We start from the raw sequence: 14,154 nt of genomic DNA on the forward strand, positions 1-14,154 counted from the left end.
CCTGTTATACTGAATGCCGCGTGGCTCAGGAATTTAGCCGAAGCGCCCGGTGATGTAATCCTGCGTGCGTTCATCTTTCGGATTGGTGAAAATCTGGTTGGTCTCACCTTCCTCCACCAGATAGCCGAGATGGAAGAACGCAGTCCGCTGAGATACGCGCGCGGCTTGTTGCATCGAGTGCGTCACTATGACGATGCAATAATTGCGGCGCAATTCGTCGATCAGTTCCTCGATCTTGGCCGTGGCGATCGGGTCCAGCGCGGAAGCGGGCTCGTCCATCAGGATCACTTCCGGGTTCACCGCAATCGCCCGCGCGATGCACAAGCGCTGTTGCTGACCGCCGGACAGGCCCGTGCCCGGCTCGTCCAGGCGATCCTTCACCTCCTCGAACAGTCCCGCGCGCTGCAAGGCCTCCGCGACCACATCGTCGAGTTCGCTCTTTGAGCTGACCTGGCCGTGAATGCGCGGGCCATAGGCAACGTTCTCGTACACCGATTTCGGAAACGGGTTCGGCTTCTGAAAGACCATGCCCACGCGCGCGCGCAGTTGAACCGGGTCGATATGCGGCGCATACACGTTCTCGCCGTCGATGATGACTTCGCCCTCGACGCGTGCGCCCTCGATCGGGTCGTTCATCCGGTTCAGGCAGCGAAGGAAGGTGGACTTGCCGCAGCCCGACGGGCCGATGAAGGCTGTCACCGTACGATCGCGGATGTCCAGGTTGACATCGAAGATCGCCTGCGCGCTGCCGTAGAACACGTCGACGTGGCGCGACTTGATTTTCGTCGAGCCCGACACCGCTGCGGGCTGCGCGAAACTCGTTGCGGTCTGATACTGGTCCACGATGCCTCTCTCTTTGTCGCTCCAGGCCCCGGTCGTGCGTTGCCGACGGAATTGCTCCATGCCGATTACCACTTCCGCTCAAGCCGCTGGCGCAGGAATATCGCTACAGCGTTCATGACGATCAGGAACGCCAGCAGCACCAGGATCGCCGCGGAAGTGCGTGAGGTGAAGCCGCGCTCCGGGCTGTCGGCCCAGCTATAGATTTGGGCGGGCAGCGCGGTCGCCGGGTCCACAATGCTCGTTGGCGGCGTGGTGATGAAGGCGTTCATGCCCACCAGCAGGAGCGGCGCGGTCTCGCCGAGCGCCTGCGCAAGGCCGATGATCGTGCCGGTCAGGATGCCTGGCATCGCCAACGGCAGAACGTGATGCATGATGACTTGGTGCTTGGATGCGCCCACGCCAAGCGCTGCCTCGCGGATTGACGGCGGCACCGCCTTGAGCGCCGCGCGCGTGGCGATGATGATCGTCGGCAGCGTCATGAGCGACAGGACCATGCCGCCCACAAGAGGCGTGGATCGAGGCATCCCGAAAGTGCCGAGGAACAGCGCAAGGCCGAGCAGGCCGAAAACCACGGAGGGCACTGCCGCAAGATTGTTGATGTTCACCTCGATCAGGTCGGTTGTGCGGTTCTTCGGCGCGAACTCCTCCAGGTAAACTGCGGCCGCCACGCCGACGGGGAAGCTGATGAGCAGCGTGACCAGCAGCGTCAGGGCCGAGCCGACGATCGCGCCGGCCAGACCCGCCTGCTCCGGGAAGCGGCTGTCGCCGTTGGTGATCAGCGCCCAGTTGAACGGCAGAGTGACGAGCCCGCGCTCGATCAGGCTGTCGAACCAGGCGAATTCCTTGGCGCTGCGGAAGCGCGGGTTCAGGATCGTCGGCTCCTCGCCACGCGCGAGAGCCGCGTAGTGCTCGGACAGCGGTGCCTCGAAATTCTCCACGACTGAACCGATGCGATCCGGGTTTGCGACCGCGAACTCCTGGAGCTTGGTGGCCGCCGCATCGCTGAGCAGGTCGATCGGATTGCGAATGGCATTGCGCGGAATGAGCGCGCGCATGGCCTCGGCCAGTATGCTGCGGTAGTTGCCGGATGCCGGGTCTTCCGCGTCGATCTTCCCCGGGTCGAGGAACACGTTGATGCGGATCAGGTTCTGCCCGTCCCGCGTCGTCACGAGTCCGCGCTCGGCGACGTAGGTTTCGAACGCCTGCTCCTCCTGCCAGCTTAACGCCTCGATCCGGCGGGGAATAACGTTCTTGTAGAGCTGGTCGAACGGGTCGGAGGTGGGGACCTCCACGTTGATGGTCTGGCCGATCACCCCCGGATTGGAGACGATGTAATCCCGCAGATTGTAGTGCGCGCTGGCGCTGAGGATTTCGCGGAGCGCGCGCTGGTCGGCGGAGTCCGTCACCTCCGGGAAGTAGGCGAAGAAAGAGTCGCGGACCAGCTTGCGGTAGTTGCCGTCGGCAGGGTTCTCAGGATCAACCACCGAAGGGTCGACGAAGATCTCCAGCTTGACATGCGTCTGGACAAACGCCTTGTAGCCGCTGGAAATGATCGAGACGAACAGCGTGCCCAGCAACAACAACGCAATGCCGATGGCGCCGAGGCCCAGGGCCTGCAACCGCCGGTCCGCCGCATAGCGCCTGCGCACGCGGCGCCTGCTCTGGGCAGACGTCCAGTCGTAGGGTGCACGTCGATCCGCTGTGATCTCACTCATACTTTTCTCGATATTTCTTCACGATCCGCAGGGCGATCACGTTCAGGATGAGCGTGACGACGAACAGCACCAGGCCGAGTGCAAAGGCTGAGAGCGTCTTCGGGTTGTCGAAGGCCACATCGCCGATCAGCAGCGTCACGATCTGGACCGTCACGGTCGTGACCGCCTCGAAGGGGTTGGCTGTAAGGTTGGCGATCAGGCCGGCGGCCATGACGACGATCATCGTCTCACCGATCGCGCGGCTCACCGCGAGCAGGATGCCGCCCATGATGCCAGGCAGCGCGGCTGGCAGAAGGACCTTTGTGATCGTCTCGCCCTTCGTCGCGCCCATCGCGTAGGAGCCGTCGCGCATGGACTGCGGTACGGCGCTGATTGCGTCGTCCGACAGTGACGAAACGAACGGGATGATCATGATACCCATGACGAAACCGGCGGCGATCGCGCTGTTCGGCGCGACATCAAGCCCCAGAAAGACTCCCGTCTCGCGCAGGGCCGGGGCGACGACGAGGATGGCGAAGAAGCCGTAGACCACTGTCGGGATGCCGGCGAGGATTTCCATGATCGGCTTCACAGTCGCGCGGAAGCGGGGCCAGGCGTATTCGCTCAGATAGATCGCCGAGAGAAGGCCGATCGGGATCGCCACCAGCATGGCAATCGCGGCGATCAAGAGCGTGCCGGTGAAAACGGGGATCGCGCCGAACGCGCCGGAGGCGGCAACCTGCCCTTCGCGAATGGGGATTTGCGGCTCCCAGTTCAGGCCAAAGAAGAATTCCGCCGGCGGCACGCGCTCGAAGAAGCGCAGCGCCTCGAACAGCAGCGAAATGACAATGCCGAAGGTCGTCAGAATGGCGATCGTCGAGCACACGATCATGATCCAGGTCACGATCCGCTCGACACGCTGGCGCGCGCGGAATGCCCCGCTGATCAGTCGGCGCGCGGCAAGCAGTCCGAGAAGCGCGATGATGACGGCCGTGGCGAACATCGAGAATTGTGCGATGTCCTGCCAGCTTTGGTAGCGGTTCGCCGCTTCCACTACATACGGCTCGGGCTCGCCGAAGATGTTGCCAGCCGCGACGGACTTGATCTCCGCCAGTATAAGGTCGATTTCCGAAGGTCTTTTGCCCTCGAGCACCCCCTCCGGCAGGCTCATCAGCAGCAGGTTGTCGATGACCGTGCCCTGGAACAACAGCCAGATGAGGACCAGCAGAATGGATGGGATGCCGATCCAGGCGGCTACGAAGGCGCCATGGTAACCGGGCCGGGAATGCAGTTCCGTCTGGTTGCCGCCGACGACGGCGTAGGCGCGGCGCACACCGATGATGTAGCCGATGAAGATCAGCAGGAAGAGTGTCGCAAAAACCGTGGTCAGCATGAGTGCGTGCCTGCTTCAAAGCTAGCCTGGCCGTGAGTCACGGCGCGGCCCCCGGTCTTGAACGCTGTTTTACGCTTTGTTGTCAATGCAGGCGTCGCGAGCGTCCGAATGCGCGAAAAGGTGGCCGCGCCGGGCGCGACCACCGAGAAACTGACGGAGCCGATTACTTCGGTTCCATCGTCTTGCCTTCGAGGGCAGCCTCACGGACTTCCGCGCGACGCTCGTCGCCGAGCGGAACCAGGCCGCGCTCTTTGAGGTAGCCGTCCGGGCCGAACGCTTCTTCCGAAACGAACTCGGCGATGTAGTCTTCCATGCCCGGGATGACGCCGCGATGCGCGTTCTTGATGTAGAAGAACAGCGGACGGGCCACCGGATACTCACCGGACTCGATCGTCGCGAAGGACGGTTCGACACCCTCAACGGCAACCGGCTTCAGTTTGTCCTGGTTCTCGAACAGGAAGGAATAGCCGAAGATGCCCAGAGCCTTCGCATCGGCTTCAAGACGCTGAACGATCAGGTTGTCGTTCTCGCCGGCCTCGACGAACGGGCCGTCCTGACGCATCGGGGCGCAGCCTTCCTCAGCAGCGTCCTCGCCCTTTTCTTCCCAGTACGGCAGGTCCATGCAGCCGGAAACCATGACCAGCTCGACGAAAGCGTCACGGGTACCGGAGGTGGGCGGCGGGCCGTACACCAGGATCTCGGCGTCCGGCAGCGAAGAGTCGATGTCGGACCACGTGGTGTTGGGGTTGTCCACCAGCTCGCCATCGACCGGAATCTGCTTGGCCAGCGCCTTGTAGATCTGCGTCTTCGTCAGGTCGAGGTCGGCGCCCTCACGGGACACGGCCAGCGACAGACCATCCGAGCCGATCTGGACCTCGGTGATGTCTTCGACACCGTTTTCCTGGCACATTTCGTACTCGGACGGCTTCATGGCGCGCGAAGCGTTGGTGATGTCCGGATGCTCGGCGCCAATACCCTGGCAGAAGATCTTCATACCGCCGCCGGAGCCGGTGGATTCCAGAACCGGAGCCGGGTTGCCGGTCGCGTTGGCGAACTCTTCCGCAACCGCCTGGGCGTACGGATAAACGGTGGACGAACCAACGATCTGGAGCTGATCGCGGGCCGAAGCCGGCTGAACAGCCATCGCGCCAGCCACGGCAGCCGCCGCGGTGAACGCTACGAACTTCGTGTTCATTTGCTCTCCCTGTCTTTTGAGATATGCTGCGAAGAAAGGCCGCTTCCCGACCTTTCTGCAGCGCACCATACAGCCTGCCATTAATTCTTTTATGACAGTTTAGGCGATTGATTCTCATGCATTTTCGGTGTTTCGCCGAAGCGCGCCGTTTGTCTCTTTGGCGGGGTGATGCGCATGGTTAAAGGGCAGGTGGAACCGAGTCCTGTCATTTGCCGTGGACAGGTTCCTGGTTCACCGCAGAGCGGCCTTGCCGGGGGCCAATCACGACCCCGAGCCAGACCCAGCCTTTTGAATGGTGACGTGGCGATCTGTGACTTGTTTGGCGCTGCTGCGTTCTAATTCAGAACTCGGCACGGACTTGAATATACGCTGACCGCGGGGCTGCGTAGGCGAGATGAGTCGGAGCAGCAGGATTACGTGATAGGTTGCCCTGCGGGGATGACGACGGTCCAGCCTTCGATGCCAGAAGCCTCGCGGCTCAACACCAGTTCATCCGCGCAAACCGGGTATTTGTCCGTCGACGCCTTGCGGAATTTCGTTTTTCTTCCGCGAGATGACTACACCCGCTCTGGCAGCGAGCCGGCGTCTTGCGTTTCGGCGCTCGCCTGCTCGTGCTCGGGCAGCAACACCGTGAAGCGCGAGCCTTCCCCGGGTTTCGAGGCGATGCGCAATTGCCCCCGATGGCGGTTGAGCACGTGCTTGACGATGGAAAGCCCCAGTCCCGTGCCGCCGCGATCCCGGCTGTCCGCCACGTTCACGCGGTAAAAGCGCTCCGTCAGCCGTGGAAGATGCTCTTCGGAGATGCCCGGTCCATTGTCGATGACCGCCACGCTCAGCATGGGCTCCTTGCCGCCCTCGCGCCCCGCAACGATGCGGACGAAACCGCCCTCGCGCCCGTATTTGATCGCGTTATTCACAAGGTTCTCGAAGACCTGGATCAGCCCTTCGCGCTCACCAGGCACATAGGCCGGCCCGTCGAGTGGTTGCAGATCGATGCTGATTCCGCGCTCTGCGGCCAGCCGCTCCAGCGAGCCGCGCACGTAGTCCAGCACCTCGTTGATCTCCACCGGATCGGTGGGGCGCAGATGAGCCTTCATCTCCACGCGGCTGAGCGAGAGCAAGTCATTGATGACGCGTTTCATGCGTTCCGCCTCGCGCGCCATGACGCCGAGAAACTCTTCGCGCGCCTTCTCGTCCTCGCGCGCAGGACCCCGCAGCGTTTCAATGAAGCCGAGCACGGAGGCCAGCGGGGTCTTCAGCTCATGGCTGGCATTGGCGACGAAATCCGCGCGCATCTGGCCGATGCGTTCCTGCTCGGTCAGGTCGCGGAGGAACACGAAAATCGCCGGGTCGTTCGGGCCGGCCGCCGGCGGGCCGATCCAGCTCACCGTGGCGGAGAGCCAGCGTTCGACGGGCACCACCTCGTTGATCGACACAACTTGATGACGGTGATGGCTCGCGGCGCTGTCGATCGCATCGAGGAGTTGCGGGTGCCGGACAGCAGAGGAGACGGGTAAGCCGCTGTTCAGGGCGGTGTAGGCCTGCGCCGCTTGCGTGTTGAAGCGCAGAACGACTCCCTGCCGCGACAGGACCATCGCGGGCTCTGGCAACCCGTCGATGAGGCGACCGATAGCATCCAGCGGGTCGACCACGCGGTCCCGATCACGGTCCCGCGCGGGCCGGGGCTTCAGGATGCCTTCGCGGGGCAGGGCGCCCGCGGCAAACGCCACGGCGGCCACGCCGGTCAGCCCGATGAGCGGGTTCAGACCAAAAAACACCGCGTAGATCAGCGTGATCAAACCCACGACCGCGACGAGCCAGCGCCGCAGGTACAGGCGCCGCCGCCAGCGCTTCAACCGGCGCAGGATTCGCGGAGTCTCATCTTCTGGTCGCTGGGTCTGGCCATCGACCGACATTTGTTGTCCTCTCTTGCCACCGGCTGCACGATGCGCGGATCAGACAGGTTCGACCGCGTGCAGGGGGGGGCACGATTCGCAATTCGCTCCACTTGTAACATGGAAATGCGACAGATTCGCCAAAGCGCCAAAGGCACCGGGCATGCCGAAGCCGGGCGGCAGCTCTGCACAAAGCTCACTGGATTCGCGAGATCACAGTGGTCATGTCTAAAAAAGGCGCAGGCGCGGCCTGCACAAGCCACCGATTAAGAGCAAAAGGGGCTTGATTTCAAATGGTTTCCCCTCGGCCCAGTCAGGCGGCCCTTGCCCGCTCCGCATCCACCTCTGTCCTGCACCGCCAGCTCAACAAGACTTATCCACGCGCTGTCTCGGCACAGGGCGCTTTTCTCTATGACGCCAGCGGAAAGGATTATCTCGACGCCTCTGGCGGCGCGGCGGTCTGCGCGCTCGGGCACAGGCATCCTCGTGTGATCGACGCGATCAAGGCCCAGCTCGACACGCTCGCCTATGCGCACAGCGCGTTCTTCACCTCCGACGCGGCCGAGGAACTCGGCGACTGGCTGGTCCGGCGCGCTCCTCTGGGCTTTGGCAGGGTGATGTTTGTCTCCGGCGGGTCCGAGGCTGTCGAGGCGGCGGTCAAGCTCGCGCGTCAGGTGCATTACGAGCGCGGCGATACCGGGCGCGTGCATTTCATCGCGCGGCGGCAGTCCTACCACGGGAACACGCTGGGCGCGCTCGCCCTGGGCCATCATCCCGCGCGACGCGCGCCTTACGAGGGGCTCATCGGCCGGTTCCCGGTCAGCCATATCGCGCCATGCTATGCCTATCGCCATCAGCGGCCGGACGAAACGGCGGAAGTCTACGGTCTGCGTGCGGCGGCGGAGCTTGAGGCGGAAATCCTGCGCATTGGCCCCGAGCAGGTCGCCGCGTTTGTCGCGGAAACGGTGTCCGGCTCGACCATCGGCGCGGCCCCGCCTGCGCCGGGCTATCTCGCGCATATCCGGCGTATCTGCGACAAGTACGGTGTCTTCCTGATCCTTGATGAGGTCATGTCGGGGATGGGCCGCACGGGGCATCTGTTTGCCTGCGCAGAAGACGACGTCTCGCCGGACTTCATCGCCGTGGCGAAAGGGATCGGCGCGGGCTATCAACCGATTGGCGCGATGCTTGCGCGTGACGAGCACGTCCAGACCATCACCAAGGGCAGTGGCGCGCTGGCGCATGGCCACACCTACATGGCGCACGCAGCCGCCTGCGCCGGGGCGCTGGCCGTGCAAAGAGTGATCGAAGACGAGGACCTGTTGCCGCGCGTGCGTGCGTCGGGAGCGCGGCTGCGCACTATGCTGAGCGAGCGTCTCGGCGATCACCCGAATGTCGGCGATATTCGGGGGCGGGGGCTGTTCCTGGCGATGGAATTTGTCGCGGATCGCGAGAGCAAGACGCCTCTGAACCCGCGCCGCAAATTCGCCGCGACCCTGAAGGATGTGGCGATGGAAAACGGCCTGATCTGCTATCCGGCTTCCGGCACGGCGGATGGCGTTTCGGGCGATCACGTTCTGCTGGCGCCGCCGTTCAACATCAGCGAGGATGAACTCACGCTGCTGGTCGAGCGTTTGGGCCGCAGCATCGAAGAAAGCCTCGCGCAGACCACCCCGGCTGCGGAAGCGCAAAGCTGAGAGCAACGGATGGCGAAAACGCTTATCATGGCCGCCGTTAATGGCGCGCGGCGCACGAAGGCGGATCATCCCGCGTTGCCGATATCCGTCGCGGAGATCGCGGAGGATGTCGCGGCCTGCGCGGGCGCCGGCGCGGCGATGGCGCACGTTCACGTACGCGACGGCTATGGCCAGCACGCGCTCGATGTCGAACTCTACGAGCGGGTGATTGCGCGGATTGCCGAGTGCACCGGGCCGGATTTCTTCGTCCAGGCAACGACCGAGGCCGCCGGACGATACACGCCGGAGGCGCAAATCGCGCTCATCAAGACGCTGTGCCCCGCGGTCGTGTCGATCGCGGTGAGCGAGCTGTTGCCAGATCCGACAGACGGTCCGGCGCGGACGCGCTTTCGCGAGCTGTGCGAATGGATGCAGGCGCATGCGGTCTGGCCGCAGTTCATCCTCTACCGCCCGGAAGAGGTGGAGACGCTTTTGCGCCTTCATGCCGACGGCGACATCCCGTTTATCGAGCCGTTCCTGCTTTTCGTGCTTGGCCGGTACAGCGAGCGGCAGGTTGCGACGCCGGACGACCTGCCGCCGTTTCTCGAGGCGCTCGGCAGCGTTCCGACCACCTGGATGACCTGCGCATTCGGGCCTCAGGAACACGCTTGCGCCGAGGCCGCGATCGCCGCGGGTGGGCATGTGCGCGTGGGCTTCGAGAACAATCTCTGGCTGCCGGACGGAGGCGTGGCGGAGTCGAATGCCGCGCTGGTGGCCCTGGCCGCCGAGGCGGCACGCGAGAGCGGCAGGGGCGTCATGGCGCCAGCCGATGCGGCTGCGCTTCGCGCTCAGCTACTCTGCTGAAGCGGCAGCCGGCGCTTCGCCCGTGTGTGCCTGCGCCCGGAGCCGGCGCCGCTGCCAAGCCACAACCAGTGCCAGAAGCAGCAGTGCGGGAATGAACATCAGTTCCTTCGCCGGCTGGCCCGCAACGCTGCGATCGGCCCGCGTGATGATATCGCCGATCTCCACGCCCGCGTTCTCGGCGCGGCTCATAAAGCCCGGATCTGTTACGCGGATATTCCCGTCTTCGGTCTGCTCGACGCTCATGCCCAGCGCGCTCCAGGTCAGCGGTGCGTCACCCTCACGCTGGAAGACGTAGAGCCGGAAGCGATCGCCGTAGGGCGTCTCGCGGGTGACGTGCAGGCGCACCTGGTCAGCCTTCACGCCCTCGCTCAGTTCCTGGACGGTCAGCGGCTCATAGGGCGGATAGATGCGGTCCATGAAGAAGCCGGGCCGGAACAGCGCGACAACGATCAGCGCCAGCGCGATTATCTCCAGCCAGTTCAGCTTGACGAACATGAAGCGGAAGGTGATGGAGGTGAAGCAGAGCATGGCGATCAGCGAGACCGCGATGATCATGATCGCGTATGGAATGCTCTCGATCCCCACCATGATCAGCGTCTGGTTGAAGATGAAGATGAACGGCAAGATTGCCGTGCGGATCGAATAGATAAAGGCCTGCACCCCGGTCTTGATGGGGTCGGCACGCGAGATGGCCGAGGCAGCATAGGCGGCAAGGCCCACGGGAGGCGTGACGTCCGCCATTAGCCCGAAGTAGAACACGAACAGGTGCACGGCAATCAGCGGCAGAACCAGTCCGGCCGCGCTGCCCAGTTCCACCAGCACCGGCGCCATCAGCGAGGCGACGACGAGGTAGTTCGCCGTCGTCGGCAGGCCCATGCCGAGGATCAGGCAGAGCACGGCCGTCATTGCCAGCAGGATGTAGACATTGCCGCCCGCGATCGCCTCGACGACGCCGATGAGCGCGTTGTTCAGCCCGGTGGAGCCGACCGCGCCGACGATGATGCCCGCGCCCGCGACCGCGATGGCGACCGAGATCATGTTCTTTGCGCCCTGGATCAGTCCGGCGACCACGATCCAGAAGCCGTCGGCTATGCCGCTCAAGAGCCCGGAGCCCCCGCTCACGGTGCGCTGGACTTCCTGCGCGACGATCACCGCCATCAGGAAGATCGTCGAGTAGAAGATCGCCGTTCCGGTCGTCATCCGTTCGACCATCAGCAGGTAGACGAGCAGGGCGATCGGCAGGAGGAAGTGGGCGCCCCGCCAGAAGATACGCCCCGCTTGCGGGATTTCCGCTGCCGGCAACGGCCGCAGCTTCAGCTTTGTCGCCTCAAGGTGGACGATATAGAAAAGACCGATATAGGACAGGATCGCTGGCAGGAAGGCGTGGATGACCACGTCGAAATACGAGATGCCGATGAACTCGGCCATGACGAAGGCCGCCGCGCCCATGATCGGCGGCATGATCTGCCCGTCGGTCGAGGCCGCGACCTCGATCGCGCCAGCCTTTCGGGCGGGCATGCCGGTGCGTTTCATCACCGGGATGGTGAAGGTGCCGGTCGTCACCGTGTTGGCGATGGACGAGCCCGAGATCATGCCGGTCATGCCGGAGGCGAGCACCGATGCCTTGGCGGGCCCACCGCGATAGCGTCCGACGAGCGCGAAGGCCAGGTCGATAAAGTATTGCCCGGCGCCGGCGCGGTCCAGCAGCGCGCCGAACAGCACGAACAGGAAGACGAAGCGCGTCGTGACGTCGATCGGGATGCCGAAGATCCCCTCGCCTGTCAGCCACTGATAGCCGACCAGCCGCTCCAGCGAGAGGCCGCGATGCGCGATCAGGTCCGGCATCGACTGGCCGAACAGCGAGTAGACTAGAAACACGATTGCGACGATGACCAGCGGCAGACCGATGGCGCGGCGGATTGCTTCCAGCAACACCAGGATGCCGACGGTTCCGAGGATGACCTCTACAGGAATGGTAAGGCCGTAAACGTCGTATTCGAGCAGGATGCCGGCGCGCTGCGCCAGGCTGTCGTAATTCCAGTAGAGATAGGACGCCGTAAATCCGCCGGCGAAGGCGAGGCCGATGTCCAGCCAGCTCGGCGCGCGGATGCCGGACTTGCGGACGGCGCCGAAGGCGAGGAAGCACAGGACGAGCGCGAAGGTGAGATGCAGCGCACGGGCCTCGACGCCGTCGATCAGGCCGAACTGCAGCATGAACGGCAACGGGGAGGCGATCCAGAGCTGGAACAGCGACCAGGCGAGCGCGATACCGGAGAATACCCAGGCCCAGGTGCCGGCCATTGTGACCTGACCGGTGTCCTGGCGCAGCATCTCCTCAGCCATGTTGTCGGTATCGTTGGCCGCGGGCGCCGACGGGGACGGTTTGCCGCTGTCGTCGCTCATCTGCTGCTCCGTGCTTGCGCTGCTCTGAAAGTACGTAAAGAGGAGAGCGAAAAGCTGGAGAGGGGGCGGGCGGCGGGCGCCGTCCGTTGATCCCCCATCTCCTTGTTCATTCGGGAATCAGGCGGATCTTACATCCAGCCCTTTTCCTTGTAGTACTTCATGGCGCCCGGATGGATGTCCGCGGAAATACCCTTGGAGATCATCTGCTCCGGCGTCAGGTTGGCGAAAGCCGGGTGCAGCTTCTTGAAATCCTCCAGGTTCTCGAACACCGCGCGGGTCACCTCGTAGACCACATCTTCCGGCACGTCGGCGCTGGTCACGAAGGTCGCCATCACGCCGAAGGTGGTCGCGTCCTTCTTCATCGAGGAGTAGGTGTCCTTCGGGATCGTCGTGAAGGCGTAGAACGGGTTTTCGTCCACCAGCTTCTTCACGGCGTCGGTCTGCAGGTCGATGATGTAGGCGCCGCAGCCGTCAGCCGCCTGGGCCACGCCCGCGTTCGGCACGCCGACCGTGTAGCCGTAGGCGTCGATGTTGCCGTCGCAGAGCGCGCCGGACTGCTCGGTCGAGGTCAGTTCGGTGGTCTGACCGAACCACGACTCGTCGATCCCATGCGCTTCCATCAGCACTTCAAACGTGCCGCGCTGGCCCGAGCCCGGGTTGCCGATGTTGACGCGCTTGCCTTCCAGGTCTTCCCAGCTTTCGATGCCGCTGTCCTGCGCAGCCAGGATCTGGAACGGCTCCGGATGCACGGAGAACACCGCACGCAGTTCCGGATACGGGTTCTCTTCGAAACGGCTGGTGCCGTTAAAGGCGTGATACTGCCAGTCAGACTGAGCGACGCCGAACTCCAGCTCGCCCTGGCGGATCGAGTTGATGTTGTAGATCGAACCCGCAGTCGACGGTGCAGCGCAGCGCAGCCCGTGCTTGCGGCCGGCTTCACGACCCTCTGCGGCTTCCTTGTGAACCATCCGGCAGATCGCGTTGCCGACGACGAAATACACGCCGGTCGGGCCGCCGGTGCCGATGGCGATGAACTGCTGCTGCGCGTTTGCAGCGCCCGTCAGCGAGAGGGCTGCGGCGGCCGTCAGCGCGCCGGCCACAGACAACGTCCTAGCGAGAGACTTAAAGGTCATGGCGTATCACTCCTCCGAAAAATGCTGGAATCGGGTTCCATGTGAACTGAAAGTGCCCATCGCGGTCTCAAACGGACCCGCTTTAGCGGGCGCGGAGAACGCCCGAACGTGCTTGGGCGGTCAACACCTTATGGCCCGCTTTCGCGCATCGCAATTCATTTGTCCCGGCTTAAACCCTTTTCCGCCAACTCGTTCAGGTACTGCTGCCAAATCTCGTCGCGCTCCACGCCGAGCTTGCGGAGATAGCTCCAGGAGAAGATTCCGGTGTCGTGCCCGTCGCTGAAAACCAGCTTCACGGCATAGTTGCCGACCGGCTCGATCCGCGTGATTTTCACGTCGCGTTTGCCTCCGACCGTGACGCGTTCGGATGGGCTGTGGCCCTGCACCTCGGCGCTTGGGCTTGTTACGCGCAGCATCTCTGCGGTCAGCGTGTAGGTAGCGTCGGGGAAGGTGACCGTGAGCTGATCCTTGTCGGGGTTCAGCCGGATCTCTTCCGGGTGCACCGTCGCGCTCTGGTCCTGTTGGTTCATTGAAACGTCCTTTTGCCTGCGTTCTGTGGGAGATCCTGGGGCACTGTTGCAGGAGCGTCACTCTACAACCGAAAATAGGCGTTCAACCGGTCAAGATATTCACAGTTGCCGCCTTCCAGATTGTGCGGAACAGGTAATCCTGTTAACCGCGGAATGGTATCCATCGCTCGGGTTCAGGTTCAAGCGTACGGGCCATGCGTAAGGAAAACATCAGTACCTGTGCAACTGTTCAGAGTGGTGAGTCATGCCGCCGATCCGTTTGTCCGCGTCAGAAGCGTCTTCACTTCGCAAGATCTCGACCCGTCCCTGTCTGACGGCCGAATTGCCAGACGATCACTCCGCGAAACTCTTGAATTACGGGCTGGCCTGCCGCGAGGCCATGACCGTGCGGATCACGCCCCGCGGTCAGGTAGAGCTTCTTGCCAGCAATTTCCAGATGTCCCTGCCCAGCGCCCGTACTATCCGGCACAGACTGCTGGATCGCGGACTGGCGCGCCTGCGCCGCGAGCTGGACTGAGCCGGGTGCTG

At 63.6% G+C, this 14,154-nt stretch carries 11 protein-coding genes; 3 read left to right on the forward strand and 8 right to left on the reverse strand.

Annotated features, from left to right (window positions below):
* Positions 1-33 precede the first annotated feature (33 nt).
* The 5 genes from pstB to BXY53_RS10260 form a co-directional block, all read right to left on the reverse strand.
* Complete coding sequence (gene pstB / locus BXY53_RS10240) at positions 34-798, reverse strand: phosphate ABC transporter ATP-binding protein PstB (RefSeq protein WP_425359186.1); 765 nt, start codon at positions 796-798, stop codon at positions 34-36.
* Positions 799-908: 110 nt separating this feature from the next.
* Entirely contained in the window at positions 909-2,558 is a 1,650-nt protein-coding gene (pstA, locus tag BXY53_RS10245; protein WP_245410440.1) for a phosphate ABC transporter permease PstA, read from the reverse strand.
* Positions 2,551-3,930 carry a phosphate ABC transporter permease subunit PstC gene (gene pstC / locus BXY53_RS10250; RefSeq protein WP_119061909.1) on the reverse strand — a complete coding sequence of 460 codons (1,380 nt, stop codon included), beginning with the start codon at positions 3,928-3,930 and terminating at the stop codon, positions 2,551-2,553. The genes pstA and pstC overlap by 8 nt, the downstream gene beginning before the upstream one ends.
* 163 nt (positions 3,931-4,093) lie before the next feature.
* On the reverse strand, positions 4,094-5,125 hold the full coding sequence (locus BXY53_RS10255; RefSeq protein WP_119061910.1) for a substrate-binding domain-containing protein: 1,032 nt from the start codon (positions 5,123-5,125) through the stop codon (positions 4,094-4,096).
* Positions 5,126-5,682: 557 nt separating this feature from the next.
* Positions 5,683-7,041: an ATP-binding protein gene (locus BXY53_RS10260; protein WP_119061911.1), complete on the reverse strand. Its 1,359-nt coding sequence runs from the start codon at positions 7,039-7,041 to the stop codon at positions 5,683-5,685.
* 272 nt (positions 7,042-7,313) lie between these two features.
* Between BXY53_RS10260 and BXY53_RS10265 the strand changes: the two genes are divergently transcribed.
* Together BXY53_RS10265 and BXY53_RS10270 are read left to right on the forward strand one after the other, a co-directional pair.
* Positions 7,314-8,717 (forward strand): aspartate aminotransferase family protein, encoded by a 1,404-nt coding sequence (locus BXY53_RS10265; protein ID WP_119061912.1) that lies wholly within the window; start codon positions 7,314-7,316, stop codon positions 8,715-8,717.
* A gap of 9 nt (positions 8,718-8,726) precedes the next feature.
* Entirely contained in the window at positions 8,727-9,560 is an 834-nt protein-coding gene (locus BXY53_RS10270) for a beta-keto acid cleavage family enzyme (protein ID WP_119061913.1), read from the forward strand.
* On the opposite strand, the gene BXY53_RS10275 is transcribed toward BXY53_RS10270, so the two are convergent.
* From BXY53_RS10275 to BXY53_RS10285, 3 genes are all read right to left on the reverse strand, one after another.
* On the reverse strand, positions 9,549-11,963 hold the full coding sequence (locus BXY53_RS10275; protein WP_119061914.1) for a TRAP transporter fused permease subunit: 2,415 nt from the start codon (positions 11,961-11,963) through the stop codon (positions 9,549-9,551). The two genes, BXY53_RS10270 and BXY53_RS10275, sit on opposite strands and share 12 nt — an antisense overlap.
* Positions 11,964-12,091: 128 nt before the next feature.
* Complete coding sequence (locus BXY53_RS10280) at positions 12,092-13,096, reverse strand: TAXI family TRAP transporter solute-binding subunit (RefSeq protein WP_119061915.1); 1,005 nt, start codon at positions 13,094-13,096, stop codon at positions 12,092-12,094.
* A gap of 155 nt (positions 13,097-13,251) precedes the next feature.
* A complete protein-coding gene (locus BXY53_RS10285) occupies positions 13,252-13,626 on the reverse strand; it encodes a gamma-butyrobetaine hydroxylase family protein (protein ID WP_119061916.1) in 375 nt (124 codons plus the stop codon).
* A gap of 244 nt (positions 13,627-13,870) precedes the next feature.
* Between BXY53_RS10285 and BXY53_RS14025 the strand changes: the two genes are divergently transcribed.
* Positions 13,871-14,143, forward strand: a complete 273-nt coding sequence (locus BXY53_RS14025; protein WP_147361548.1) for a hypothetical protein — start codon at positions 13,871-13,873, stop codon at positions 14,141-14,143.
* Positions 14,144-14,154 lie beyond the last annotated feature (11 nt).

This window comes from Dichotomicrobium thermohalophilum, assembly GCF_003550175.1.
GTDB classification, from domain to species: Bacteria; Pseudomonadota; Alphaproteobacteria; order Rhizobiales; family Rhodomicrobiaceae; genus Dichotomicrobium; species Dichotomicrobium thermohalophilum.